This is a genomic window from Shinella zoogloeoides (assembly GCF_020883495.1).
Classification (GTDB): Bacteria; Pseudomonadota; Alphaproteobacteria; order Rhizobiales; family Rhizobiaceae; genus Shinella; species Shinella zoogloeoides.
Window position 1 is genome coordinate 940347 of sequence record NZ_CP086610.1, and the last position, 24935, is coordinate 965281.

The 24935-nt window shown below is 65.0% G+C and carries 20 protein-coding genes; 10 read left to right on the forward strand and 10 right to left on the reverse strand.

Features of this window, described 5'->3' with window-relative positions; genetic code table 11:
* Nucleotides 1-97 precede the first annotated feature (97 nt).
* The 3 genes from K8M09_RS04700 to K8M09_RS04710 are packed head-to-tail and all read left to right on the forward strand — an operon-like array spanning nt 98 to nt 5191.
* Nucleotides 98-781 carry a response regulator transcription factor gene (locus K8M09_RS04700; protein WP_160785638.1) on the forward strand — a complete coding sequence of 228 codons (684 nt, stop codon included), beginning with the start codon at nt 98-100 and terminating at the stop codon, nt 779-781.
* A gap of 3 nt (nt 782-784) precedes the next feature.
* Nucleotides 785-2209, forward strand: a complete 1425-nt coding sequence (locus K8M09_RS04705; protein ID WP_160785639.1) for a sensor histidine kinase — start codon at nt 785-787, stop codon at nt 2207-2209.
* 30 nt (nt 2210-2239) lie between these two features.
* A complete protein-coding gene (locus tag K8M09_RS04710) occupies nt 2240-5191 on the forward strand; it encodes a bifunctional [glutamine synthetase] adenylyltransferase/[glutamine synthetase]-adenylyl-L-tyrosine phosphorylase (RefSeq protein ID WP_160785640.1) in 2952 nt (983 codons plus the stop codon).
* Here K8M09_RS04710 and K8M09_RS04715 read toward each other — a convergent pair.
* Nucleotides 5181-5579: a hypothetical protein gene (locus tag K8M09_RS04715; RefSeq protein WP_206366663.1), complete on the reverse strand. Its 399-nt coding sequence runs from the start codon at nt 5577-5579 to the stop codon at nt 5181-5183. The two genes, K8M09_RS04710 and K8M09_RS04715, sit on opposite strands and share 11 nt — an antisense overlap.
* A 193-nt stretch (nt 5580-5772) precedes the next feature.
* On the opposite strand from K8M09_RS04715, the gene K8M09_RS04720 reads away from it, so the two are divergent.
* Nucleotides 5773-6240, forward strand: a complete 468-nt coding sequence (locus tag K8M09_RS04720) for a MarR family winged helix-turn-helix transcriptional regulator (protein ID WP_160785642.1) — start codon at nt 5773-5775, stop codon at nt 6238-6240.
* 6 nt (nt 6241-6246) lie between these two features.
* Here K8M09_RS04720 and K8M09_RS04725 read toward each other — a convergent pair whose 3' ends face one another.
* Nucleotides 6247-8595 carry a PAS domain-containing sensor histidine kinase gene (locus K8M09_RS04725; RefSeq protein WP_160785643.1) on the reverse strand — a complete coding sequence of 783 codons (2349 nt, stop codon included), beginning with the start codon at nt 8593-8595 and terminating at the stop codon, nt 6247-6249.
* Between the two features lie 191 nt (nt 8596-8786).
* Entirely contained in the window at nt 8787-11435 is a 2649-nt protein-coding gene (pepN, locus tag K8M09_RS04730) for an aminopeptidase N (protein WP_160785644.1), read from the reverse strand.
* A gap of 402 nt (nt 11436-11837) precedes the next feature.
* On the opposite strand from pepN, the gene K8M09_RS04735 reads away from it, so the two are divergent.
* Complete coding sequence (locus K8M09_RS04735; RefSeq protein WP_229342158.1) at nt 11838-12764, forward strand: DMT family transporter; 927 nt, start codon at nt 11838-11840, stop codon at nt 12762-12764.
* A gap of 266 nt (nt 12765-13030) precedes the next feature.
* On the opposite strand, the gene K8M09_RS04740 is transcribed toward K8M09_RS04735, so the two are convergent.
* The 6 genes from K8M09_RS04740 to K8M09_RS04765 form a co-directional block, all read right to left on the reverse strand.
* Complete coding sequence (locus K8M09_RS04740; RefSeq protein WP_160785645.1) at nt 13031-13174, reverse strand: hypothetical protein; 144 nt, start codon at nt 13172-13174, stop codon at nt 13031-13033.
* A 56-nt stretch (nt 13175-13230) separates the two neighbouring features.
* Nucleotides 13231-13407, reverse strand: coding sequence for a hypothetical protein (locus K8M09_RS04745; protein ID WP_170299453.1), 177 nt, complete (start codon nt 13405-13407; stop codon nt 13231-13233).
* A gap of 212 nt (nt 13408-13619) precedes the next feature.
* Nucleotides 13620-14480: a uracil-DNA glycosylase gene (locus K8M09_RS04750; RefSeq protein ID WP_160785646.1), complete on the reverse strand. Its 861-nt coding sequence runs from the start codon at nt 14478-14480 to the stop codon at nt 13620-13622.
* A 44-nt stretch (nt 14481-14524) separates the two neighbouring features.
* Nucleotides 14525-15817, reverse strand: coding sequence for an Hsp70 family protein (locus K8M09_RS04755; protein WP_160785647.1), 1293 nt, complete (start codon nt 15815-15817; stop codon nt 14525-14527).
* A 143-nt stretch (nt 15818-15960) separates the two neighbouring features.
* Nucleotides 15961-16749, reverse strand: coding sequence for an SDR family oxidoreductase (locus tag K8M09_RS04760; protein WP_160785648.1), 789 nt, complete (start codon nt 16747-16749; stop codon nt 15961-15963).
* Nucleotides 16750-16773: 24 nt separating this feature from the next.
* Nucleotides 16774-18177 carry an FAD-binding oxidoreductase gene (locus K8M09_RS04765; RefSeq protein ID WP_160785649.1) on the reverse strand — a complete coding sequence of 468 codons (1404 nt, stop codon included), beginning with the start codon at nt 18175-18177 and terminating at the stop codon, nt 16774-16776.
* 309 nt (nt 18178-18486) lie between these two features.
* Between K8M09_RS04765 and K8M09_RS04770 the strand changes: the two genes are divergently transcribed.
* From K8M09_RS04770 to K8M09_RS04790, 5 genes are all read left to right on the forward strand, one after another.
* Nucleotides 18487-20151 carry an electron transfer flavoprotein-ubiquinone oxidoreductase gene (locus K8M09_RS04770; protein ID WP_160785650.1) on the forward strand — a complete coding sequence of 555 codons (1665 nt, stop codon included), beginning with the start codon at nt 18487-18489 and terminating at the stop codon, nt 20149-20151.
* 33 nt (nt 20152-20184) lie between these two features.
* The gene (locus K8M09_RS04775) at nt 20185-20343 is read left to right on the forward strand and encodes a hypothetical protein (protein WP_160785651.1); all 159 of its coding nucleotides are present in this window, start codon (nt 20185-20187) and stop codon (nt 20341-20343) included.
* Between the two features lie 40 nt (nt 20344-20383).
* Complete coding sequence (locus tag K8M09_RS04780) at nt 20384-21013, forward strand: L,D-transpeptidase (protein ID WP_160785652.1); 630 nt, start codon at nt 20384-20386, stop codon at nt 21011-21013.
* Between the two features lie 344 nt (nt 21014-21357).
* Entirely contained in the window at nt 21358-22356 is a 999-nt protein-coding gene (locus tag K8M09_RS04785; RefSeq protein ID WP_160785653.1) for an ABC transporter substrate-binding protein, read from the forward strand.
* Nucleotides 22357-22511: 155 nt separating this feature from the next.
* The gene (locus K8M09_RS04790) at nt 22512-23399 is read left to right on the forward strand and encodes an ABC transporter permease (protein ID WP_160785654.1); all 888 of its coding nucleotides are present in this window, start codon (nt 22512-22514) and stop codon (nt 23397-23399) included.
* 86 nt (nt 23400-23485) lie between these two features.
* Here K8M09_RS04790 and K8M09_RS04795 read toward each other — a convergent pair whose 3' ends face one another.
* Entirely contained in the window at nt 23486-24724 is a 1239-nt protein-coding gene (locus K8M09_RS04795; protein ID WP_229342161.1) for an MFS transporter, read from the reverse strand.
* Nucleotides 24725-24935 lie beyond the last annotated feature (211 nt).

A 24935-nucleotide genomic window follows, 5' to 3' on the forward strand; every position in this document is an offset into this window, starting at 1 on the left:
TCCCTGCCCACGGCGCCGCGAGATCGAAAGGTTTCGCGGCGCTTCCTTGTCGGGGCTTCTGGTAAAGTCCCGCGCAACATGCTGTAAGGTCGGTACGATGAAGATATTGATTGTGGAAGACGATCTGGAGGCGGCAGCCTATCTCTCGAAGGCCTTTCGCGAGGCGGGCATCGTGCTCGACCATGCGAGCGACGGTGAAAGCGGCCTCTTCCTCGCCACCGAAAACAGCTATGACGTGCTGGTCATCGACCGCATGCTGCCGCGCCGCGACGGCCTGTCGCTGATCTCGGAACTGCGCCGCCGCAACATCCACACACCCGCACTGATTCTCTCCGCGCTCGGCCAGGTGGACGACCGCGTGACGGGCCTTCGCGCCGGCGGCGACGACTACCTGCCCAAGCCCTATGCCTTCAGCGAGCTTCTGGCGCGCATCGAGGTTCTCGGCCGCCGCAAGGGCACGCCCGAGCAGGACATGGTCTACCGTGTCGGCGACCTCGAGTTGGACCGGCTTTCCCACACCGTCAGGCGCGCGGGCCGGGAAATCCTGCTGCAACCGCGCGAATTCCGCCTGCTTGAATATCTCATGAAGAATGCCGGACAGGTGGTGACGCGCACCATGCTGCTCGAAAATGTCTGGGATTATCATTTCGACCCGCAGACCAACGTCATCGACGTCCATGTCTCGCGGCTGCGCTCGAAGATCGAGAAGGATTTCGACCAGCCGCTGCTGCGCACCGTGCGCGGCGCCGGATACATGATGAAGGACGAGGCGGCGGGCTGATCCATGGACAGGCTGCTCGGTCGGCTGACCGCCCTTTATCGCACCACGGCGGTGCGTCTCTCGGCGGTCTATCTCCTCCTCTTCGCCGCCTGCGCGGCCTTCCTCGTCTTCTATGTCTCCTCCATGTCGGAAGGGCTGCTGCGGGAGCAGATGCGCGAGGCGGTGGCGCAGGAGGCCGAGCAGATCGAGCGCATCTTCGACAATAGCGGCATGAACGGGCTGGTGCGCACGCTGGAGCGGCGCGCCCGCCAACCGGGCGCCAATCTCTATATCATCGCAAGCCCGAGCGGCGAGGTGCTGGCGGGCAATGTCGCCTCGATCCAGCCCGGCGTGCTCGATACCGAGGGCTGGACGGAGACGCCGTTCCACTATCAGCGCTATCAGGAAGAAACGCATGGCAATCGCCGCCCGATGGCCTATGCGCAGGTGAACGTGCTGTCCAACGGGCTGCGCCTGCTGGTCGGCCGCGATCTCGGCGAGCCGGAGAATTTCCGCTATCTCGTGCGTCAGGCCTTGATGGTGGCGCTCGGCGTCATGGGCGTCGGAGCGCTCGCCATCTGGTATCTCATCGGGCGCAATGCGCTGAGGCGCATGGACCGCATGTCGGACGCCAGCCAGCGCATCATGGCCGGCGACCTCTCGCAGCGCCTGCCGACCAGCGGTTCGGGCGACGAGTTCGACCGCCTGTCCGAATCGCTCAACACCATGCTGGGCCGCATCGAGAAGCTGAACGAGGGCCTCAAGCAGGTCTCCGACAATATCGCGCACGACCTCAAGACGCCGCTGACGCGCCTGCGCAACAAGGCCGAGGCAGCGCTGGCGGGCGGCGAGAAGGCCGACCACCGCACGGCGCTGGAAGAGATGATCGGCGAATCCGATCAGCTTATCCGCACCTTCAACGCGCTTTTGATGATCTCGCGGGTCGAGGCGGGGCAGGCCCCGGCCGAGATAAGCGCCATCGACATCAGCGGCATCGCCCATGACAGCACCGAGCTCTACGAGCCGGTCGCCGAGGATGCGGGCCTGACGCTGACCGCCGACATTGCCGACGGTATCGAGATCAAGGGCAACCGTGAGCTTGTCGGCCAGGCGCTCGGCAACCTCATCGACAATGCCGTCAAATATGCCGAGGGCAGCGGCGGCGAGGCGGATATCCGGGTGTCGCTGGCCCGGCGCGACGGGGATGTGGTGCTCAGCGTCGCCGACAGTGGCCCCGGCGTGCCGGACGACAAGCGCGACGACGTGGTCAAGCGCTTCGTGCGGCTCGATGACAGCCGGTCGAAGCCGGGCACGGGCCTCGGCCTGTCGCTCGTCGGCGCGGTCATGGAGATGCACCAGGGCCGGCTGGAACTGGACGCCACGCATCCCGAGCGGGAAAACAATCGGGGGCTGACGGTGAGAATGGTTTTCCCCAACCTTGCGGACTGATACACCTCGTCGAAACGGCGAGGAGACAACATGAACGTGACGGCAGCGACGCGGTTTTCCGATCTTTCGGCATCCCCGATCCGGCCCTTGAGCCAGACGGAAGTCAAATCGGTCCTGTCAGACCTCAAGGATTGGGGCAAGGAACACGCCGCCATCGCGACGCTGCTTGGCGAGGACGGGCCGCTCAAGGATTTCGTCGTCGCGGCCCTGACGCTCTCGCCCTATCTGCGGGACACTGCCCGCGTCGATCCCCGCCTGCTTGCCCGCGCGCTGGACGAGCCGATCCTGCCGACCATCGAGGCCGCCATCGCGCGTGCGCGAAAAGCCTGGGAGCCGGACGACGGCGATGTGAGCGAGGCCGTGCTGATGACCCGGCTGCGCGTCGCCAAGCGCGAGGTCGCCTTCTTCACCGCGCTCGCCGACCTTGGCCGCATCTTCGATGCGCGCAGGACGACGGCGCTGCTGACCGAGCTTGCCGAGGCGACGACCTCCGCCGCCATCGACCATCTGTTGCTCTCCGCCCATGAAAGCGGCAAGCTGAAGCTGCCCGATCCGACCCGGCCGAGCGAAAAATCCGGCCTCATCGTGCTCGGCATGGGCAAGCTCGGCGCGGCGGAACTCAACTATTCCTCCGATATCGACCTCGTCGTCTTCTTCGATCCGATGGCGGGTGCCGCGGTCGATCCTTCCGAGGCGGTCGAGACCTTCTCCCGCCTCGTGCGCCGGCTGATCCGCATCATGCAGGAGCGCACGGCGGACGGCTATGTGTTCCGCACGGACCTGCGCCTCAGGCCCGACCCCGGCGCGACGCCGCTCGCCATCTCCTTCGATTCCGCCATGCTCTATTACGAGAGCCGGGGCCAGAACTGGGAGCGCGCCGCCTTCATCAAGGCTAAGCCCATCGCCGGCGACCTCAAGGCCGGCGAAGCCTTCCTCAAGGGCCTCGTTCCCTTCGTTTTCCGCAAGTATCTCGACTATGCGGCGATTGCCGACATCCATTCGATCAAGCGGCAGATCCATGCGCACAAGGGCCATGGCGAGATCGCGGTGAAGGGGCACAACGTCAAGCTCGGCCGCGGCGGCATCCGCGAGATCGAGTTCTTCGTGCAGACCCAGCAGCTTATCGCCGGCGGGCGCGTGCCGGCCCTGCGCCTGCGCGCCACGGAGCCGATGCTGAAGGAGCTTGCCAAGGCGAACTGGATCGACGAGGCGACGGCGGAGGAATTGACGGACGCCTACTGGTTCCTGCGCGATGTCGAGCATCGCGTGCAGATGGTGCGCGACGAGCAGACGCATCTGCTGCCCGAGACCGAGGCCGAACTGAAGCGCATCGCCTTCATGCTGGGCTTTGCCGATACCGCCAGCTTCTCCGCCCGGCTGGTCGAGGTGCTGAAGACGGTCGAGCGGCGCTATGCGGCGCTGTTCGAGCAGGAGGCGAAACTGTCCTCGGAGACCGGCAATCTCGTCTTCACCGGCCAGAAGGACGATCCCGACACGCTTGAGACGCTGAAACGCCTCGGCTTCGAGCGCCCCGCCGATATTTCCCGCACCATCCGCACCTGGCATTACGGCCGCTATCGCGCCACGCAATCGGTGGAGGCGCGCGAGCGGCTGACGGAACTGACGCCGGAACTGCTGCGCGTCTTCGGCGAAAGCAAGCGGGCGGACGAGGCGCTCTTGCGTTTCGACAGCTTCATTTCCGGCCTGCCGGCGGGCATCCAGCTCTTCTCGCTGCTCGGCAACAATCCGGCGCTGCTGTCCCTCATCGTCAACATCATGTCGTCCGCCCCGCGGCTGGCCGAGGTGATCGCGGCAAAACCCCATGTCTTCGACGGCATGCTGGATCCGGGCCTTCTTGCGGAACTGCCGACCCGCGCCTATCTTGCCGAACGCATCGAGGGCTTCGTTTCCGGCGCGCGGCACTATGAGGAAATTCTCGACCGGCTGCGCATCATCGCCGCCGAGCAGCGCTTCCTCATCGGCATCCGGCTCCTCACCGGCGCGATCACCGGCAAACAGGCCGCGCGCGCCTTCACCCATGTCGCCGACCTCATCGTCGCGGCGGCGCTGAAGGCGGTGCTCGACGAGATCGAGGCGGCGCACGGGAAATTCCCGGGCGGGCGGGTGGCGCTGGTCGGCATGGGCAAGCTCGGCAGCTTCGAACTGACCGCCGGCTCAGACATCGACCTCATCCTGCTCTACGACCACGACGGCGACGCCTTCGAGTCGGACGGGGCAAAGCCGCTCGACAACATCAAGTATTTCACGCGCATCACCCAGCGGCTGATCGCGGCGCTCTCGGCGCCGATGGCCGAAGGCGTGCTCTACGAGGTGGACATGCGCCTTCGTCCCTCCGGCAACAAGGGGCCGGTGGCGACGCGCATCACCTCCTTCGCCAAGTACCAGGCCGAGGAGGCCTGGACCTGGGAGCACATGGCGCTGACCCGCGCCCGCGCGCTTTGCGGCGATGGCAGCCTGATGAAGGAGGCGGAGGACATTTTCCGCACCGTGCTCGGCCGCAAGCGGGATACGGCGAAGATCGCGAAGGACGTTGCCGAAATGCGCGACCTCATCGATCAGGAAAAGCCGCCGAAGGATCTCTGGGACCTGAAGCTGATTGCTGGGGGGCTGATCGATATCGAATTCATCGCCCAGTTCCTCGCGCTGGTCGCGCCGGCCCGTGATGCTGCGCAGCCGGAGAGGGTGATGACCACCGGCGACGCGCTGGCCATTCTCGGCGGGGCGATGATGGACGCGAACGATCTCGATACGGTGCAGAAGGCGCTGGCGCTCTATACGGAGATATCGCAGATCGTGCGTCTGTGCGTCGATGGCGGTTTCGATCCGAAGGAAGCGCCGGCCGGCCTCATCGATCGCGTCTGCCGGGCAGGGGATTGCCCGGACCTGCGCACGCTGGAGGCGGAAATCCGGCGGATTTCCAAGGCGGTGCGGAAGATATTCCAGGCCGTGCTCAAGACCTGAGACGGCCCCTCATCCGCAGGCCGTCGCGCATGTTGAGCGCAAGAAGCGTAAGGTTCGCCGCCCCGGCGGCAAGCTCCAGCGCCTGCACCGCATAGAAGACGCCGTCGAATTGCCCGGTCTTCGCTCTCGCGGCGAGGAACAGCGCGGCCGGGATGAGGATGAGGATGCCATTGGCGGCGATCAGCGGCATGCGGCGGGCTTTTGCGCCTGCAAGGCCGGCCCGCCGTCCTCGCGACAGGGTAAATCCCGATCCGCCCGCCGCCATCAGCGCGGGAATGAGAAGGAGAAACCCCCAGGGGATGGCGGTCTTGACCGCCGCGACGATCGCTTGCGGTGCGAACAGCTCCGAAAGGGCGGTCGCCAGCCAGAAAACCGCGATGGTGAGCATCGCGACGAAACCGGCCGCCGGATGCACGATCCGCAGCGGCCGCGGCGGAGGGTTTGAGGAAGGACGATGCCCGACCGTGGATCTTGCTTCCGACATATGGTGTTTCCTCCAATTTGTATGCATGATGTCATGTTGGAGCAATTAGCATATAATAATTTGACACCATGGTGTCAATATGGAGTGAGTTTGACAAATGCGCGCAGCGAAGACGACCCCCTCGGGCGAAACCCTGACGGAGCTGATCCTTGTGATGTTCCGGGTGAACAACCTGACATTGGCCTGGGGTGACAGGCTCTCCGCCCCCTTCGGGCTGACCAGCGCGCGCTGGCAGGTTCTCGGAGCGATCGTCTTTGCGGAGCGCCCGCAGCCTGTGGCCTGGCTTGCCCGCGATCTCGGCGCCAATCGCCAGAACGTCCAGCGCATCGTGAACGATCTGAACGCCGAGGGATTGGTCGCCTTCGAGCCCAATCCGCATCACCGCCGGGCCAATCTCGTGGTGCTGACGGGGAAGGGCCGGCAGGCTTATGACGCCGTCATCGACGCCTACGAGCCGCGGGTGAATGCGCTAGCCGAAGGGCTGACCCTCGAGGAGATCCGCGCCGCCCACCGCGTAATGACGACGCTGAAAAAGCGCCTTGAGGACGAGGATGGCGGGGCCTGACGGGACTCAGGCCGCCGCCAGATGCAGCGCCGCCAGCCGCTCGCGGTCGGGAATGCGCACGGAGATGATCGTGCCCTTGCCCTCGATGGAGTGGATGCGCATCGCGCCGCCGTGAAGATGTGCGAGGGAGCGGGAGATGGCGAGGCCGAGGCCCGAGCCGCCCTTGCTCTTGGCATACTGGCTCTGCACCTGTTCGAAGGGCTGGCCGATCTTCTGGAGGGCGGATTTCGGGATGCCGATGCCGCTGTCGGCGATCGTCAGCGTCACGGCGCCATCTACCCTGCGCGCCCGCACCTCCACCTTGCCGCCGGCATTGGTGAACTTCATGGCGTTGGAAAGCAGGTTCAAGAGAATCTGCTTCATGGCGCGGCGATCCGCGACGGTCAGCAGGCGATCCGGGCAGGATTGCCGCACGGCGATGTTCTTCTTTTCCGCGTGCAGCATGGTGAGGCGCATGGTCTCCTCGATCAGCGGCGCGAGATCGACCGTCTCCCGGCTGACGCGCATGTGCCCGGCCTCGATCTTCGACATGTCGAGAATGTCGCTGATGACGTTGAGAAGGTGCTGGCCGCTCTCGTGGATGTCGTGGGAATATTCGCGGTACTTGTCGGAGCCGAGCGGGCCGAACATCTGGTTTTGCAGGATTTCCGAGAAGCCGAGGATGGCGTTGAGCGGCGTGCGCAGCTCATGCGACATGTTGGCGAGGAACTCCGACTTGGCGCGGTTCGCCGCCTCGGCGCGGTCCTTCTCCGCCTGATAATTGGCATTGGCCAGCGAAAGCTCCGACTTCTGCCGCTCCAGCTTGGCGCGGGAGGCCGAAAGGTCGCCGATGGTCGCCATCAGGCGGCGCTCGGATTCGCGCAGACGGACCTGATGCCGCTTCATCATGGTGATGTCGGTGCCGACGGAGACGAGGCCGCCGTCGCGGGTGCGCCGCTCGTTGATCTGCAGCCAGCGCTCGTCGGCGAGCTGCACTTCGCTCGTCTGCGAAACGCCGGTGCCGTCCGCATCCGCGATGCGCCGCTCGATAACCGGGCGGGCCGCGGCGGCATGCACCATGGCGCGCTCGGTGCCGGGCACCAGCACGTCGTCGGGAAGGCCGTAGGCCTGCTGGTAGTGCGCGTTGCACATGACGAGCCGATCGTGCTTGTCCCAGAGCACGAAGGCTTCGGAGGTGCATTCGATGGCGTCGGCAAGACGCTGGTCGGCTTCCTGATAGCGCTGGGCGAGCCGGTGCTGCTCGGTCACGTCCATGGCGATGCCGATCATGTGCAGGCGGCCGGAGGCCATGCGGATGAGCTGGGCGCGGGCGCGCATCCAGACATAGTGCCCGTCGGCGTGGCGCATGCGGAAGACCTGGTCCACCTGCTTGGCCTCGCTGCGGGCAACCGCGCGGGCGACCTGATAGATTCCGTCGTCGTCGGGATGCATCAGGCGCGCGGCATCACCGAAGGACAGCACGCTGTCGCGCGGCGGCATGCCGAGCATTTCATACATGGAGCGCGACCAGAACAGCCGGCGGCTCGAAAGATCGAAGTCCCAGAGGCCGCAGCGGCCGCGGGCGAGCGCGGTTTCCACGCGCAGGTTCGACTCGGCGAAGATCGCGTCCGCATCGCGCGCCCGCTTGGCCTGGATGTAGTAGGCATAGAGGATGACGAGCAGGATCGCCGAAATGCCGGCGAACAGCGTGACATTCAGCGCCACCTCGTCCCGCCAGAAGACGGCAAGCTGGCCGAGCGGGTTGGCGACGATGATGAAGCCGCTCTTGCTCGGCATCTGCACCAGCGACGTGTAGTAATCCTGCCCGCCGATCTGCGTGCGGAAGACGCCGGCCGGCTCGCCGAAATACTGGGTGGCCGCAAGCTCGGGCGAAAACCGCGCGAGCGACTGGCCGACGAAGCGCACGGCCGCCAGCGACGAGCCGAAGACGCGGCCGTTCTCCGTGACGAAAAGCACGATGCCGCCGGGCTGCATGCGATCCTGCGGCATATGCACGGACAGCGCGGCCTCGACCGCCATGCGGTCGGATTTCGCAAGGCTCTCGACCATGGGGCCGGAGAAGACCGCGCTCACGGCCATCGCCGTCAGCGAGGTCGTGTCGCGCACGCTCGTGTCCATCCGGTCATGTTCGACGACGATGCCGACCATGCGCGAAATGGCCACCACGAACAGGAAGGCGACGATCAGGATCGGTATCGACCGCTTCAGCGCCGGCTCTGCCCGTGTCAAATGCCGTGCGGCAGGTCCGGCGAAGATTTTCGCCTGTCCCGTCAACTCATCTTCCCAGGCCGCCATTCCCGGGAATCTGAGACGAGTCCACCCGCCGGCTGCGCGTCCTCGTTGCGCGTCCGCCATAGTCATAAACCTTGTAACCCTCTCGTGATTCGGCGCGCCGCTCGCCCGAATCTGCCCTAATGAATCAATTGTGATTCGGCTTGTCCAGAGGAAAAGGTAAAACTTTGTTAACAATGTTTCGCGGGTGAAAAATTGCAGGCAAAAACGAAACCGGGCGCCGAAGCGCCCGGAATCCCTGAATTTTTCGTATTTCAGCCCTTCAGCATGCGCTCGACGATGTCCGAGACGTCCGAAGAGAGCTTCTCGCCCGAGGCGATGGCGCGCAGCGCATTGCGGGCGTGATCGGAGCGCACCTCCTCCAGCGCCCGCCAGGAACGCATGGAGGTGAGGATGCGCGCGGCGAGCTGCGGGTTCTTCGGGTCGATCTCCAGGATCTGTTCGGCGAGGAAGCGGTAGCCCGCACCGTCCGCCCGGTTGAAGCCGGTCGGGTTGGAGAAAGCGAAGGTGCCGACGAGGGCACGCACCCGGTTCGGGTTCGCCTTGTTGAAATGCGGGCTCGTCATCAGCGCTTTCACGCGCTCCAGCGCGCCTTCGCCCGGAATGGTCGACTGGATGGAGAACCACTTGTCGATGACCAGCGCGTTGTCTGCGAAGCGGGCGCGGAAGGTTTCCAGCGCCGCCGCCGTTTCCGGCGCATCCGGGAAGCGGTGGGCGAGCACGGTCAGCGCTGCGCTGAGGTCTGTCATGTTGTCGGCGCTGGCGAAGGCGGCTGCCGCGCGTGCCGGCGTGCCGTCGGATACGGCAAGATAGGCGAGGGCCGCGTTGCGCAGCGCGCGCTGGCCGGCGCTCGCCGCATCCGGCGTGAAGGCGCCTGCGGTGCGATGGCTTTCGAAGAGCCTTGCGAAGACGGCGGGGTCGCGGTTGGCGACGAAGGCGAGCACGGCCTCGCGGCCGGCGCGGATCGCATCCGGGTCGTTGTTGCTGCCGAGTTCGCGGGCGATGTCGGATTCGGAAGGCAGGGCCAGCGCCTGCGCGCGGAAGGCCGGTTCCAGCCCCTCGTCGCCGGCAATGGCGATCAGCGTGTCGGCAAGCACCGCGTTCGGCTCCACCGCTTCGCCTGCCCGCACCCGGCGCGCCGCCTCGACGAGGTCCGGCAGGGCGAGATCGGTCAGCGCCTGCCAGCGCGAGAAGAGGTCGCCGTCGTGGCGGGCGATATGCGCGAGATCGGCCGGGGCCTGCTCGAAATGCAGGTTGATCGGCGCCGAGAAGCTGCGGTTTAGCGAAACGACCGGACGCGAGGCGATGCCGGAGAAGGTGGCGGTCTGGCGGCGCTCCTTGAGATGCAGCACGTCGCCGGTCACCTCCGCGCCGGTGACGGCGCTGGGCCTTGCCTCCGAGCCGTCGGCGGAGATGAGGCCGAAGCGCAGCGGAATATGCATCGGCTCCTTCGTCGCCTGGCCGGGCGTCGGCGGGATCATCTGTTCCAGCGACAGCGTGAACTCGCCCTTGGCCTGGTCGTAGCTCGACGAGACGCTGACGAGCGGCGTGCCGGCCTGATGATACCACAGCGAGAACTGGGTGAGGTCGACGCCGTTGGCGTCCTCGAAGCACTTCACGAAGTCCTCGATCGTCGCGGCGTCGCCGTCATGGCGCTCGAAATAGAGGTCCATGCCCTTCTTGAAGCCGTCCGTGCCGACGATGGTCGCGATCATGCGCGTCACCTCGGAGCCCTTCTCGTAGACGGTCGTCGTATAGAAGTTATTGATCTCGCGGTATTTCGTCGGGCGCACCGGATGGGCGAGGGGGCCGGCATCCTCCGGGAACTGCTCCGACTTCAGGTGGCGCACCTCTGCGATGCGCTTGACTGGGCGCGAGCGCTGGTCGGCGGAGAATTCGTGGTCGCGATAGACCGTCAGGCCTTCCTTCAGGCAGAGCTGGAACCAGTCGCGGCAGGTGACGCGGTTGCCGGTCCAGTTGTGGAAATATTCGTGGGCGATGATCGCCTCGATATTCGCATAGTCCTGGTCGGTGGCCGTTTCCGGGTCGGCCAGCACGTATTTGTCGTTGAAGACGTTGAGCCCCTTGTTCTCCATGGCGCCCATGTTGAAGTCGGAGACGGCGACGACCATGAAGATATCGAGGTCGTATTCGCGGCCGAATACCTCCTCGTCCCACTTCATCGAGCGCTTCAGCGCGTCCATGGCATAGGCCGCGCGCGGCTCCTTGCCGTGCTCGACATAGATTTTCAGCGTCACCTCGCGGCCGGACATCGTCGTGAACGTGTCCTCGACCACGCCGAGATCGCCGGCGACAAGCGCGAAGAGATAGGACGGCTTGGGATGCGGGTCGAACCAGGCGGCGAAGTGCTTGCCTTCGCCATAGCCTGCGCCGCCGAGGAAGTTGCCGTTGGACAGCAGCAGCGGGCAGCTCGCCTTGTCGGCGATGATGTTGACCGTATAGACGGAAAGCACGTCAGGCCGGTCGGGGAAATAGGTGATGCGGCGGAAGCCCTCGGATTCGCACTGGGTGCAGTAGACGCCGTTCGTGCGGTAGAGGCCCATGAGCTGGGTATTGGCCTCGGGATTGATCATGGTGGTGATCGTGATCTCGAAAGGCTCGCTCGCCGGCAGGTCGCGGATCGTCAGGCTGTCGGGCGTCGCGTCGTAGCGGGCGGCGTCCATCTCCACCTGGTCGAAGAGCAGGCCGGTCATGACCAGTTCGTCGCCGTCGAGCACCAGCGGCGCGGACGGGTCGGCACCTTCGCGGCGATGGAAGATGAGGCGCGCCTCGACCTTGGTTTCCGTCGGGTCCAGTTCGAAGGTTAGATCGACGCGCTCGAGAACGAAGTCAGTCTGACGATAGTCTGCCAGGTGGATGATCTGGCCGTTCTCTGTCCGCATGGATATGTCCTGCTCTTTGCCGTCCGGTGACCGTGTCGTTCATGCGTGACAGGGCGGTGTGCCGGGACGGTCTGCCCCCAAGTTCCATGAATACATATGCGCATTGACTTAACATCTCATTTCCAGCGTCCGCGCGAGATCACGAATTCGTACCAGTCCGGCACGGAATACTTCCGTGCCGGTCCGATCAAAAATATCGGCGACGCATCACGAGAATTCATCTCTCCCGCCGGGCAATCCCGCTAGAGCTTGTTAGATTCATTTTGAACCTGACAAACTCTAGATTCCCTTGTTTCCGTTTGTCTTATCGGGAAAACCGGGTTCCACTTTTCCCTGACAAACTCTAAGGTCGCGGGACGTTCCAAATCGATGCCATGGCGCTCCGCCGTGAAGAGTTCCCGCATGGACCTTAAGTCTCCCGATCCCATGAAGGGGATTCTTCTCAAGGTCGCCTCGGTGGTGGTTTTCCTGTGCATGTCGACGCTCATCAAGGCGGCGGGCAAGGATATCCCGGCGGGGCAGATCACCTTCCTGCGCTCGGCTTTCGCCATGGTGCCGATCCTCGCCTTTCTCGCCATGCACGGCCAGTTGCGCGACGCCTTCCGCACGAACGACATTCTCGGCCATTTCCGGCGCGGCTTCGTCGGCATCCTCGCCATGGGCTTCGGCTTCTACGGGCTGGTGCATCTGCCGCTGCCGGAATCGATCGCGCTCGGCTATGCCCTGCCGCTCGTCACGGTCGTCGTCGCCGCCGTCGTGCTGAAGGAGCGGGTGGGCGTCTATCGCTGGACGGCGGTTCTGGTCGGGCTGGTGGGCGTCGGCATCATAAGCTGGCCACGGCTGACCCTGTTCCGCGAGGGCGGGTTCGGCTCGTCGGAGGCGATGGGGGCACTGGCGATGCTGGCCTTCGCCGTGCTCGGCTCCTTCGCCATGGTGCTTGTGCGCAAGCTGGTGCAGACGGAACGCACGCCGACCATCGTGCTCTATTTCTCGCTCTTCGCGTCGCTTTTCTCGCTGGCGACGCTGCCCTTCGGCTGGGTCGATCTCGGCTGGAAGGGGCTGGTCATGATGATGCTCGCGGGCTTCTGTGGCGGCATCGCCCAGATTCTCCTGACGTCGAGCTACCGCTATGCGGACGTCTCCACCATCGCGCCGTTCGAATACACGTCGATCGTACTCGGCCTCATCATCGGCTACGTCCTGTTCGACGACGTGCCGACGGGCACCATGCTAACCGGCACCGCCATCGTCGTCAGCGCCGGCATCTTCGTGATCTACCGGGAGCACCGGCTCAACCTGCAGCGCCGCGCGGAACTGCGGCACGGCTGACGAAAGAGATTTTCAGGGAGGTGCGCACTTCCCGGAAGGGTTGTGCTAGGTTTCGTATGCCGGATGCATCGTCCGGCGCATGAAAGGAGGTGAGACGTGTGAGAATCCGGGTTTCGGTTATCGTCAGATTGTTCGGTTGGCGCCTGACTCTGACAGTTAGCCGATAAAACGGAGGCCGGGCTTCGGCCCGGTCTCCACCGGAGGAAAGGCGTCTCACCTCCTCGCGGCTTGGATATTACCACGCACGGACCGTTTTTCAAACGGCCTCAGTTGGGCAGGAAGGCCTTGAGCGGGTCGCGGCGCTGGGTGGCGTCGCGCGGCAGGGAGGCCAGCACGGAATATTCCCGGGCGGCGCTCACGGCGGTGCGGATATCAGCGATGTCGGACATCAGCTTGCGGATATTGGCCATGGGATGCTCCTGAATTCTGGAGGTGAGGGAGAGGCGCGGATGCGCCTCACATCCGCTCAGCGCGTGATGAAGTCGGAGAAGAGCTGGGCGGGGCGGCTGACGCGGGCAAAGCCGGCGGCGGTGAGCTGCTCGTTGGCCGGGGCAGCGATACCGCCGAAGCCGCGGCCGGTGCGAAGACCGGAATGGCGGAGCGTCTCGAAGCTCGAATGGATGGGCCGAAAACGGGCGGTCATGGGTCGATTCCTTAAATCCTGTCCCTCCCGTTCTCTTATATTGCATTGCAGCATGGATTTCGCAATGCGACATTCTGCCCGGCAGATATGTGCAATCTGCATGGCTTTCGAAATATTTTGTTCATGTTCAAGGCAGATTCGCGAAAGCGCGAATTACGTTCAGGTAAAAATATCGCCTAATATATTGAAGATATTGATTCTGAATTCCGCGGTCAGCCTTGAAGCCCTGCACGGAAAGCAAGCAGGTCCTGCCAGGCGAGGCGCTTGCTGATAGGCGCGGTCACGAGATCCTGCGGGTGGAGTGTCGCGAAGGCCGGAACCGGGCGGCCCGCAATCTCGATCTGCCGCCATTCGCCGCGCAACTGGTGGATCGTGTCGTTGGAGCGCAGCAGGAAGCGCGCGGCGAAATTGCCGAGAATCAGCAGGTGACGCGGCTCGGCGAGCGCGATCTGGCGCTCGATGAACGGCCGGCAGATATCGGCCTCGCGCTGCGACGGCGGGCGATTGCCCGGCGGCCGCCACGGCACGACATTGGTGAGAAGCACATCCGCGCGGGCCAGTCCGATGCCGGCCAGCATGCGTTCCAGCATCGCGCCCTGCCGGCCGGAGAAGGGCTGGCCGTCGCGGTCGTCGTCGGCATTCGGCATCGCGCCGATCACCATGACGGCGGGCTTGGCATTGCCCTCGGCGAAGACGAGGCAGCGTGCGCTGGTCTTGAGATTGCAGCCGTTGAAGGCTTCCATCGCCGTGCGCAGCTCGTCCAGCGAGCGGGCGCTACCCGCGGCGAATTCCGCCTCGGCCACCGCCTGGCTGTCGGGGATCGCCACATTGGGCATCGGGGCAGGGGCGGGCGCGCGCGGCTGTTCCTGCCGGGGCGTTGCCTGCCGGGCGGGCTGCTGCTGGGGCGCGGGTGCGGCCTCGCGCGGCGCTGCCGCACGCGCCGCGCGCATGGCCTCGAACTCGGCGATGCGGTCGACCGCCTCTTCCTCCAGCAGCCATTCCACGCCCGCATCCGCATAGAAATGCAGGAGCGATCGGAGCTGCTCGGGGTGGAGGTCTCTGGCGGCGTTCATGCCGGCACCCTAGCGGAGCGCGCGACGGGAGGAAAGCGCCGTGCTCACGCTGCCCACTGCGCAACCTCGTCGCTTTCGCCTATCAGCGCGAGGCCGTGGGCGATGGAGAGCAGTTCGCCGCCGCTCTCGATCCGCCCCGCGTCGAAGCGGCGGGCGAAGATGTCGCGCACGGCCGGCACGAAGGAGGTGCCGCCGGTGAGGAACACCTTGTCGACCTCTCCCGGCGCGGTGTTGGTCTTTTCCAGCACCTCGTCGAGCGCGCCTTCGATGCGGGCGAGGTCCGGCGCGATCCAGGCCTCGAAGTCCGTGCGCTTCACGGTCTTGCGGCCGGCCGCGCCGAGCGGGGCGAAGTCGAACTCCGCCTCGTCAGCGCCGGAAAGGGCCATCTTGGTGGCCGAGATCGCCTGATAGAGCGGGTAGCCCTCATCATGCTCCACGAGGTCGATGAAGAGCTCCAGCTTTTCCGGCTCCAGCGCCGAGCGCACCAGCGACTTGAGGTCGGCGAATTCGCGCATGGTCTTGAAGATGGAAAGCTGGTTCCAGCGGGCGAAGTTCGCGTAATAGCCGCTCGGCACCTCCAGCACCTTGTCGAAGCTCTTGAAGAAGGTGCCCTTGCCGATTTCCGGCGCGACGAGATGGTCGATCATGCGGGAATCGAAATGGTCGCCGGCGATGCCGACGCCGGAATGGCCGATCGGCGTTGCCGCCAGCCGGCCCGCCTTGCGCTCGAAGCGGATCAGCGAATAGTCGGTGGTGCCGCCGCCGAAGTCGGCGACGAGCACCGTGGCGTCGCTTTTCAGGCTCTGCGCGAAGTAGTAGGCGGCCGCCACCGGTTCGAAGACATAGTGGATTTCCGGGAAGCCGAGGCGCGTCAGCGCCGCATTGTAGCGTTCGAGCGCAAGGTCCGGGTCCGGGTTCGCGCCGGCGAACTGGACGGGACGTCCGGCGATGACGCGCGAAACGCCTTCCGGCCATTCCCCGCCGGCATAGGTCTTCAGCCGCCGCAGGAAGATTTCCATGAGGTCGTCGAAGGCGTGGCGACGGGCGAAGATCAGCGTACCCTGGAAGAGGGCGCTGGCCGCGAAGGTCTTGATCGACTGGAGAAAGCGGCAGTCGCCCGGATTGTCGATGAACTGGCGGATCGCCGCCTGGCCGGCCTCCACTTTCAGCGATTGCGCGCCGACCTGCGGGTCCTTCATGAAGGACAGCGCCGTGCGCATCGTATCGGTGACGCCGACGCTGCTGGTGAACTGCATGGACTGCGTTTCCACGCCGCCCGTCGAAAGTGCCATAACCGTATTGGTCGTGCCGAAATCCAGCCCGAGTGCGCGCGCCATCGCCGTGCCCCTTCAATCCGCAAAATGTGTTGAACCGGAGCGCGACGGCTCCGTGCCGATGGGGCGCATCGCGCGCCCGCAGGAATTTGAGAGCGCGCCAGATGGCACAGGCCGCCGCGAATGGCAAGGGGAAGGACGGTGGCTCAGACCGAGTGCGCCGCGCCCCCGTCGCAGCGCACGAGGCTGCCCGTGACGTAGCTTGCCGGCGCGCTGCAAAGGAACGCGGCGGTCGCGGCGAATTCCTCGACGGTGCCGTAGCGGCGGGCGGGGATTGCCCGCTCTGCGGCCGCGCGCACGTCATCGACGCTTTTTCCGCTGCGCTCGGCGGCGGCCGCGTCGAGGCTCTTCAGCCGGTCGGTCATGATGCTTCCAGGCAGGAGCATGTTGCTGGTGATGCCGTATTGCGCGACCTCGGTCGCGAGCGTCTTCGACCAGCCGGCAAGCGCCGGGCGCAGGGTGTTCGACAGGGCAAGGCCGGCAATCGGCTCGATCACGCCGGAGGATGCGACGGTGAGGATGCGGCCCCAGCGCCGCTCCTTCATGCCGGGCAGCAGCCGGTTGGTGAGCGTGACGATGCGCAGCACCATGGACTGGAAATAGGCGAGCAGCTTTTCCTCGCTCATGTCCTCGGTGGAGCCGGGCGTCGGCCCGCCCGAATTGTTGACGAGGATATCGACGCCGCCAAGCTTTTCTGCAACGGCCCGCGCCATCGTCTCCACGAAAGTCTCCTCGCCGAGATCCGCCTGAACCCAGTCGGCGGTTCCCGGGCCTTCCGCGTTGATGGCGTCGCAATTGGCCTTCAGCGCCTCGGCGCTGCGGCCGCACAGAAGGACATGCGCGCCCTCGCGGGCGAGCGCCACGGCGATGCCTTTTCCCAGCCCGCGGGAGGACGCGAGCACGAGGGCGCGTTTGCCGGCGATTGCGAGATCCATGACGGTATCCTTTCTTCTGTCGGGCTATTCGGCGCGGTAGGGCACCTTGCCCGTATTGAACAGGTTCCTGGGGTCGAGCGCCGCCTTGATCGCTCCGGCGAGGGCGCGGCGGGCCGGGTTGCCGTAGACGAGATAGGCGCGGTGTTTTTCCAGGCCGACCCCGTGCTCGGCGGAAAAGCTGCCGCCGCATTCGCCGACGCCCGTATAGACGGCATCCTCGATCGGCTCCTTGACGGCCGCCTCGGCCGATCCTGCGCCGATGACGGAAATATGCAGGTTTCCGTCCGCCACATGGCCGTAGACATAGGCGTCAAAACCGGGATCCATTGCCTTCAGCCGGTCGCGCAGGCCCGCCACATAGGCATCCAGCGCGCCGGGGGGCAGCGAGACATCGTAGGACGGGGCGGCGGGGTGGAGACGGTAGATGAAGTCGCTTTCTTCCCGCAGCGCCCAGAAACGCCGCGCCTGATCCAGCGAGGCGGAGACGATGCCGCTCGTCAGTTCGTGCGCCTCCCACAGATCGGCAAGGCCTTCCTCCAGCGCCGTGCGCGCCTCCGCCTCGCTGGCGGCGGAAACCTCGATCAGCAGCACCGCGGCCGTGTCGCCCTCAAGCCAGTCGAGATCGAAGCCGCGTTCCCCGGCGCTGTCGACGAAATAGCGCCGCCACATCAGTTCCGCGCCTTCGAGCTGCAAGGCGGGTTGGGCGCGGAAATGGGCGATGAGGGCAAGGGCCGAGGTGGCGTCCTTCACGCCGACAAGGGCCGTGGCGCGCATGGAATTGAAGCTTTCGAGCTTCAGCACGGCGCGGGTGATGAAGCCGTAAGCGCCCTCCGAACCGATGAGAAGCTGCTTGATATCCGGCCCGGCGCTCACCTTCAGCACGCGCGTCAGGTCGCTGAACAGGCTTCCGTCCGGCATCACGGCTTCGATACCGAGCACCTGATGGCGCATCACGCCGTTGCGGAAGGCGAGGATGCCGCCGGCATTGGTGGCGATCATGCCGCCGATGGTGGCGCTGCCGCGCGCGGCAAGGTCGATGCCGGGGGTAAGGCCGGTCCCGGCCGTCGCTTCCTGCAGGGCTTGCAGCGTGACGCCTGCGCCGACGGTGACGGTGCGGGCGAGGGGATCGATGGCCTCGATCCCGTTCAGCCGCGCGGTGGACAGGATCAATTCGCCCGGCCGGCTCACGCCGCCGCCGACAAGCCCGGTGCGCCCGCCCTGCGGCACCACGGGCACCCTGTTTTCCACGCACCAGCGCACGATTGCGGCCGCCGCCTGCGGCGTTGCCGGCTCGGCCATGACGCCCGCGCCGAAATTGTCGGGATGCTCGCCCGGATGCCGCCTGGCAAGCGTGTCGCTTCCGATAAGGTGAAGATCGGCGCTGAATTCGTTCAAGTCCTGCCGGATCGTTCGGATAAGGTCGGACATGGCGGCGATCCTCTGCCTGTTGGCGTTCTGCGCAGGCTTACAGCATGTCATGCGGGCGCGCTCTGCTTTTGTGTCAGGGCGCAAGGCTAATCAAGCCTTGAGGCGGCGCAAAGGGGAAGACCGGCCATAAACCCTGCGCTGTTGACGTTTACGTTAAAGTCAATAAACTTCGGCCGGTCATGATGTCATGCGCAAAAGCGGGGATAGTCTGTCGCGGAACGGCTCGACAAGATTTCCGGTATTTGTCATGACAGGATGGACCAGAGGGATTTTCCGCGGCTTTTGAGGGGTTGCGGGGTGGAGAGAAGAATGAGCGAAGACATGGAACTCCCCGAACGCGAGTCGATGGAATTCGACGTTGTGATCGTCGGCGCGGGGCCGGCCGGCCTTTCGGCGGCAATCCGGCTGAAGCAGGTCAATCCTGACCTGACGGTCGTCGTGCTGGAAAAGGGCTCGGAAGTCGGCGCGCATATCCTCTCCGGCGCGGTCGTCGACCCCATCGGCATCGACCGCCTGCTGCCCGACTGGCGCGAGGACGACAGCCATCCCTTCAAGACCGAGGTGAAGGACGACCACTTCCTGCTGCTCGGCCCGGCCGGCTCCGTCCGTCTGCCGAACTTCGCCATGCCGCCCTTGATGAACAATCACGGCAACTACATTGTCTCGCTCGGCAATGTCTGTCGCTGGCTCGCGACCAAGGCGGAAGAACTCGGCGTCGAAATCTACCCCGGCTTTGCCGCGACCGAAGTGCTCTACAACGATGAGGGCGCGGTGATCGGTGTTGCGACCGGCGACATGGGCATCGAGCGCAATGGCGAACCCGGCCCGAACTATACCCGCGGCATGGCACTGCTCGGCAAATACACGCTGATCTCCGAGGGCGTGCGCGGCTCGCTCGCCAAGCAGCTCATCGCGAAATTCGATCTCCAGAAGGATCGCGAACCCCAGAAATTCGGCATCGGCCTGAAAGAACTCTGGCAGGTCAAGCCGGAACACCACAAGCCCGGCCTCGTGCAGCATTCCTTCGGCTGGCCGCTCGGCATGAAGACCGGCGGCGGTTCCTTCCTCTATCACCTCGAAGACAACCTCGTCGCTGTCGGCTTCGTGGTGCATCTCAACTACAAGAACCCCTATCTCTTCCCCTTCGAGGAGTTCCAGCGCTTCAAGACGCATCCGGCCATTCGAGGCACCTTCGAGGGCGGCAAGCGTCTTTCCTATGGCGCGCGCGCCATCACCGAAGGCGGCTACCAGTCGGTTCCGAAACTGTCGTTCCCCGGCGGCGCGCTGATCGGCTGCTCGGCCGGTTTCGTCAACGTCCCGCGCATCAAGGGCAGCCACAATGCGGTGCTCTCGGGCATGCTCGCCGCGGAAAAGCTGGCGGACGCCATTGCCAATGGCCGCGCCAATGACGAGCCGATCGAGATCGAACAGGGCTGGCGCGACAGCGCCATCGGCTCGGACCTGAAGAAGGTGCGCAACGTCAAGCCGCTGTGGTCGAAGTTCGGCACGGCGGTGGGCGTCGCGCTCGGCGGTCTCGACATGTGGACGAACACGCTGCTCGGCTTCTCCTTCTTCGGCACGCTAAAGCATGGCAAGACGGACGCGCAGAGCCTTGAACCGGCGGCCAAGCACAACAAGATCGACTATCCCAAGCCGGATGGCGTCCTGACCTTCGACCGTCTGTCCTCTGTGTTCCTGTCGAACACCAACCACGAGGAAGACCAGCCGATCCACCTCCAGCTCAAGAACCCGGAGCTGCAGAAGACGTCGGAACTCGATGTCTATGCCGGTCCGTCGACGCGCTACTGTCCGGCGGGCGTCTACGAATGGGTGGAGAAGGACGGCAAGGACGTCTTCGTGATCAACGCGCAGAACTGCGTTCACTGCAAGACCTGCGATATCAAGGACCCCAACCAGAATATCAACTGGGTGCCGCCGCAAGGGGGCGAAGGGCCGGTCTATCCGAACATGTAATGTTTGGAGAGGCCGGACCGCACGGACCCCCGCATGAAAGAGTGGGGCGAAGGGCCGGTCTATCCGAACATGGGAGCGATTGCCTCACCCGCCAAAGGCCGCCGTGAAGGCGGCCTTTTTCTTGCCATGCACCTTAATGCGCGCCGCAGCCGCGGCGTGCCGTTTAACGCTCCATTAACCATACCTGCATAATTTCCACCCTCGAGGACGAGATGTTCAGGGGGCTTTAACCATGTCGATTTCCCGCCGCGGATTCCTGCTCGGCGCATCCGCATTGCTCGCGGGCTGCGCGACGAACGGCACGAGCGACCGCGCCAACTATGGCGACCGCCTGGACGAGAAGCATCCGATGAAGGCGATGCCGCTCGACAAGATCAAGCCGGAACTGCGCCGCCAGGAGGTCGCCTATCCGACCGACCACGCGGCAGGCACCATCGTCGTCGATACGCCCGCGCGCCGGCTCTATTATGTGCTGGGCGACGGAAGGGCGATGCGCTACGGCATCGGCGTCGGCCGGCAGGGCTATTCGCTGGCAGGCAACGCCTATATCGGCCGCAAGGCGGAATGGCCGAGCTGGACGCCGACCCCCAACATGATCCGCCGCGATCCCAAGAAGAACCTCAAATATGCCGGCGGCCTTCCGGGCGGCATCAACAATCCGCTCGGCGCCCGCGCCATCTATCTCTACCAGAACGGCAACGACACCATGTTCCGCATCCACGGCACCAACCAGCCGTGGTCGATCGGGCAGGCCATGTCGAGCGGCTGCGTGCGCATGCTCAACCATGACGTCATCGATCTTTACGAGCGGGTGAAGCCGGGCGGCAAGGTCCATGTCATCCAGGGCCGCCGCGAGGCCTGACGCCGGCGACAGCCGCATCCCGAGTGACACGACGAGGCCGGCCGATTGCCGGCCTTTCCGTTTTGCGGGTTGAAAAAGCTGAATCCTCCCATACGATTGCCCGTGATCCCGCGCCTGGACGAAGTGGGGGTGCGATTTGACGCTCCCATGACGCAATGGGGGCAATGGCAGACGCATTCGTACCGGCATGCGATCCCGTAGCTGCAAAAGTCGAGGCTGCGGTATTGCAGGAGGGCCTTCCCGGTCCGTCCGAAAGCGATCCGCGGAGGATCACGGGCCTGGCGGCGGCGGTGCGGCGAGGCTCGAAGGAGCACAACGACACCGTCGCCAATGAGGGAACGGATATGAAACATCTTCTTGCTTCCACCTGCCTTGTCGCCGGTCTGCTGGCCATGACGGGCGCCGCGCGTGCCGAGTGCGGCGACGTGACCATCGCCAGCATGAACTGGCAGAGCGCCGAGGTTCTGGCCGCGCTCGACAAGTTCATCCTGACCGAAGGCTACGGCTGCAACGCCGAGGTCATCGTCGGCGACACGGTTCCGACCATCACCTCGATGATCGAGAAGGGCGAGCCGGATCTCGCGCCGGAAGGCTGGGTGGATCTGCTGCCGGACGTCGTCAAGCGCGGTATCGATGAAGGCAAGCTGGTCGGCGCGGCCGTCGCGCTTTCCGACGGCGCCGTTCAGGGCTGGTGGATTCCGAAATACATCGCCGACGCCAACCCGGACATCAAGACGATCGACGACGCGCTGAAGCACCCGGAACTGTTCCCGGACCCGGAAGACAAGAGCAAGGGCGCCGTGCACAACGGCCCGCAGGGCTGGGGCGGCACGGTCGTGACGAGCCAGCTCTACAAGGCCTATGGCGGCGAAGCGGCGAACTTCACGCTGGTCGACACCGGCTCGGCTGCCGGCCTCGACGGCTCCATCGCCAAGGCCTACGAGCGCAAGGAAGGCTGGGTCGGTTACTACTGGGCGCCGACCGCGCTGCTCGGCAAGTACGAGATGGTGAAGCTGGAGCACGGCGTTCCCTTCGACGCCGCCGAGTGGAAGCGCTGCAACACGGTTGCCGACTGCGCGGACCCGAAGAAGAACGACTGGCCGAAGGACACCGTCCAGACGCTCGTGACGAAGCCCTTCTCCGACCGCGCTGGCGCGGACGTGATGGGCTACCTCAACAAGCGCGCCTGGAGCAACGCGACGGTCAACAAGCTGATGGCCTGGATGACCGACAACCAGGCGAGCGGCGACGATGGCGCCAAGCAGTTCCTCAAGGAGAACGAAGCGCTCTGGAAGGAATGGGTCTCGCCGGAAGCCGCCGAAAAGATCAAGGCTGCCCTCTGATAGCCTGACCGACGACAGGGCGGCGCGTCCTTTGCGGCGCGCCGCCCTGCGCCTTCGTTTTCGCGCATGTCGCGCCGCGCATATCCCGGCGACATGCATCAGGGTTGACCGGACAAGCCGGCGCAAGACCGGACCGGGCCGGAAGGGGATCTCATATGGAATGGTTCACGAAATTTCCGACGATGGACGCGGATTCGCTGCGCGACCTCAAAAAGACGATCGATGAAGGCTTTCGCGGCTTCACGCGCGCCTATGGCGACGGCATCGAATCCATCTTTCAGCCGCTGCAGCACTTCCTGATCTGGTCCGAGCGCTTCATGACGAAGACGCCCTGGCCGATCATTCTCCTCCTCATCGCGCTTGTTGCCTGGTTCGCCAGCCGCAACTGGAAGATCGTCGCCGGCACCGTCGTCACGCTCCTGCTGATCGGCTATTTCGACATGTGGGACGACACGATGAAGACGGTCTCGATGATCTTCGTCTGTACCGTGCTGTCCATCGTCATCGGCATTCCCATCGGCATCCTCATGTCGCGCTCCGACCGGGTGCAGAACGCCATCAACCCGATCCTCGACGTCATGCAGACCATGCCGAGCTTCGTCTACCTGATCCCCGTCGTCATGCTGCTCGGCATCGGCAAGGTTCCCGGCCTCATCGCGGTCGTCATCTACGCCATCCCGCCGATGATCCGCCTCACCAATCTCGGCATCCGCCTCGTCGACAAGGATGTGCTGGAAGCCGCCGACGCCTTCGGCTCGTCGAGCTGGCAGAAGCTGAAGAACGTGCAGATGCCGCTGGCGCTGCCCACCATCATGGCCGGCATCAACCAGACGATCATGATGGCGCTCGCCATGGTCGTCATCGCCTCGATGATCGGCGTGCAGGGCCTCGGCCAGCCGGTGCTGAAGGCGATCTCGAACCAGTATTTCACGCTCGGCATCTTCAACGGCCTCGCCATCGTCGGCATCGCGATCATCTTCGACCGCGTCAGCCAGGCTTTTGGCGCGCGCCTGCAGAAGCATCGCGAGATCATTCACGGCTGATCCGCCGTTCAGGCCAACAAAAAGGGCGCCCGGCGAAAGCCTCGGGCGCCCTTTTTTCGTTTGTGCGGTAGAACCGTTTATTCCGCTTATTCCGCTGGGCAGGCCGGCGCTTCCGTGCGGTCCATCTTCTCCATCGCCAGCGACAGGAGGAAGATGCCGAAGCCGACGACGGCCGTCGCCGCGCCCACGAAGCCCATCGAGCCGTAGCCGTAGCCCGCGGTGATCGCCATGCCGCCGAAGAGCGCGCCGAGCGCGTTGGCGACGTTGAAGGCCGAGTGGTTGAGCGCGGCGGCAAGCGTCTGCGCATTGCCGGCGACGTCCATCAGCCGCGTCTGGAGCGCCGGGCCGACGACGAAGCTGCATCCTATGAGGAAACAGCAGACGCCCAGCAGGATCGGGTTATGCGCCGTCAGCGACAGGCTGACGAGCACGAAGAAATAGAGCACCAGCGACCAGCCGATGGTGCGCATCAGCGACAGGTCGGCCAGCTTCGCGCCGAAGATGTTGCCGACGATCATGCCGCAGCCGAAGATCGCCATGATTACCGGCACCATGCCGACATTGAGGCCCGCGACCTCGGTGACGATGGGCGAGATATAGGTGAAGACGGCGAACATGCCGCAGAAGCCGGTTGCCGCGATGCCGAGCGTCAGCCAGACCTGCTTGCGTTTGAGGGCCGAAAGCTCGGTCAGCGCGTTGATGCCCTTCGGCGCCTTGTCGCGCGGCAGGAAGATCGCGATCAGCAGGACGGTCAGAAGCCCGGTGATGCCGACGGCGGTGAACATGTACTGCCAGTCGAGAAGCTGACCGAAGAAGGCGGCGAGCGGCGTGCCGATCAGCGTGGCGACGGTAAGGCCCAGCATGACCTTGCCGACCGCCTGCGTGCGCTTGTTGACCGGCACCATGGAGGCGGCGACCAGCGCGGCGATGCCGAAATAGGCGCCGTGCGGCAGGCCGGAGAGGAAGCGCAGCAGCATGAAGCTGTGGAAGGTCGGGGCGACGGCGCTGGCAAGGTTGCCGGCCGCGAAAAGCCCCATCAGCACCAGGAGCAGGTCGCGGCGGCGATAGCGCGCGCCGATGACGGCGATGACCGGCGCACCCACCACGACACCGAGCGCATAGGCGCTGATGACATAGCCGGCCTCGGCGGTCGTCACGCCGAAGGTGGCGGCGACGTCCGGCAGCAGGCCCATGATGGCGAATTCGCCGGTGCCGATGCCGAAGCTGCCGACGGCAAGCGCCAGAATGATCAGGGTGACGGTAAGCGCCGAAAGCGGCGGCTGCCCGGAGGAGAGGGCGGCGTCGGGCAGGGGATGTTCGGACACGAGGCGGCTCCGCAAGGACAATTCCGGCAGAAGCGCCACGCGATCTGCGTTCGGAATCGTGTAGGACAAACAGACGGCCCACACGGACAAGCCGGTGACGAACCCTCACACGGGCGGCCACTCCTCCTGGCTGCTGATGCGGACTGGTTCGGCCGGAATGGCCGTAATAGGGAAGGTAAGACAGGCCGGCGGGCGCTCTCTCCCGACGCAC